Below are 2099 nucleotides of genomic sequence, written 5' to 3'. Positions count from 1 at the left end.
CAATTTGAAGAAGAACTTTATTTGCGTCTAGGAAACGAAGAAAGTTTATGGATTTGGCAAAAAGATGCATTCGATTGGGTTAACCAAGCAACAGGGGAAATGTTGATCGGCGAAGAACTAGAACCGGAAATTCTCCGATTGTGTCAGAAAAAAGTACGGGAGTGATTTTTTTAGCTGCGCTAAAACATTTAGGTTTTTTAGCGTTTTCAGAACAAAACAAGATTTGTTTTTTATCTCTCGAAGAGCCTACGACCAAATTTTAGAGGTACGATTAAAAATTGGTCTAGTAGGTTATACCAATGATAAAATCATATGAAATCGGAGGGGTAAAATATCCTTTGATATTTTGATATTTTGATATTTTTATACTCTGGTCTTTTGATATTTTGCACTTTTAGTCCTATGATATTTCGCATTACCAATGGAGAAAAGAATTTTCTCCATTGGTAATGCGAGAAAATAAAATCTTCACTAAACACGGTTTTATATAATAACATAGCGATTTTAAATAGTTGCAAGATGTGTTTTTGTGACACAAAAACTTCTTGCCACCAAGGTGGGGGAGGGGGCGGAACTTCCGAAAAAAAACATTATATTTGTGAGTCGATGAGGAGGTAAAGAGCTCTGCAGAGGTGCAACTCTTGAGCGCCGAAATTCGAAAACGAAACAAGAAGTCTAGAGATAACTCTGGGCTTTTTTTTTGTCTTTTCATCAGAAAAAAAGAACTTGTTTTGTTCTAAAAACGCTAAAAAACCTACCTACTTTTTTCAAAGAAAAAAGGCTTTAAAATCTAACTTTTCTATTTGTCGGTAAAAAGCCCCTAAGTCCTTTGTTTTCAAGGGTTTTACCTCATAGCCTTGATACATTAGCATAACTGCTTGGGAAATCTATTTTTCAAGTGGGTTTTTTTCCAATTTTTCAGAATGAAAAATCTAAAATTTAGCGAAGCGTAAAAAATTTTCAAGGGACGAAATAGGAATGCAATGTAACGCAGTGAAATTGTCATGACGTTTTAGCCCCTTGCTCCTAAAATGAGAGATAAAAAACAGCAATTGCTGTAAAAAAATAATGCTTGAGTAAAAACCCAAGCATTTATTTTTTGTATCTTTGATTCGATAAAAGACAAAGATGTATAATTCTTGCTTTGGAATCCGACCTCTTCAGCAAGACTAAAACGCGATATTGTATCGTCTCATTTTCTATGGGTAAAGATAATAAAAAAAGCCTTACACAAGGACAGAAACAACAAAAATACAAAGCCATAACAGACCACTTTGCAATTAATTTAGCAATGTGGAATCCCAGCTCTCCTCTAAAAAAGAGCTATGATAATACTTATCATTGCAATCGTGTTAAACATTATAACGGCGAAAAAATGACTTCAACTTACTGCAAAAATCGTTGGTGCTATACTTGTAATCGTATACGTAGTGCTATTAATATAAAACAATATGCTACTCAAATTAATGATTTTGGACAGCCGTTTTTTGTTACTCTTACAAGACCTACTTGTTCCATTGAAGAACTCCAAAGCCAAATAGAAGAAATGGAAAAAAGCTGGAGAATGCTCTATAATTCAAGCAAAGACAAGAGAGGGGATGCCTTTAAGAGTGGTGTTTTTTTAAAAGGAATTAGGACAATGGAATGTACTATTAGACCGAATGGACAATATCACTACCATATGCATATGATTGTTGATGGGTGGGCGAATGCTGAGTGGATTGTAAAAGAATGGTTAAAACGGAATCCTCAATCTAATCCAAATGCTCAAGATATCAGGCCTGCTAATGCAGGAGCTTTATCGGAGTTATTTAAGTACGCTATTAAAATGACTGTTGATTTGTCTAAATCAGATAATTTTAAACGATTAGACGCACTTTTTTGTATTTTAAAAGGGAAACGTACTCTTGCTACTTTTGGAGGAATTAAAGCTATAAAAGAGCCGACAGACGAAGATTTTCAAGTACAAGGACAATTTGAAGAAGAACTTTATTTGCGTCTAGGAAACGAAGAAAGTTTATGGATTTGGCAAAAAGATGCATTCGATTGGGTTAACCAAGCAACAGGGGAAATGTTGATCGGCGAAGAACTAGAACCGG

Annotated in this window: 1 protein-coding gene; it reads left to right on the top strand. The window is 34.6% G+C overall.

What is annotated here, in order from left to right; translation table 11 throughout:
• Nucleotides 1–1201: 1201 nt before the first annotated feature.
• On the top strand, nt 1202–2099 hold an 898-nt coding region (locus FTV41_RS14400; RefSeq protein WP_179996733.1), incomplete at its 3' end, for a protein rep.

The organism is Acinetobacter sp. YH16051 (assembly GCF_013417135.1).
Taxonomy (GTDB): Bacteria; Pseudomonadota; Gammaproteobacteria; order Pseudomonadales; family Moraxellaceae; genus Acinetobacter; species Acinetobacter towneri.
Note: the sequence above shows the minus strand (reverse complement) of the source record. Positions and strands in the feature narration are given on the sequence as shown.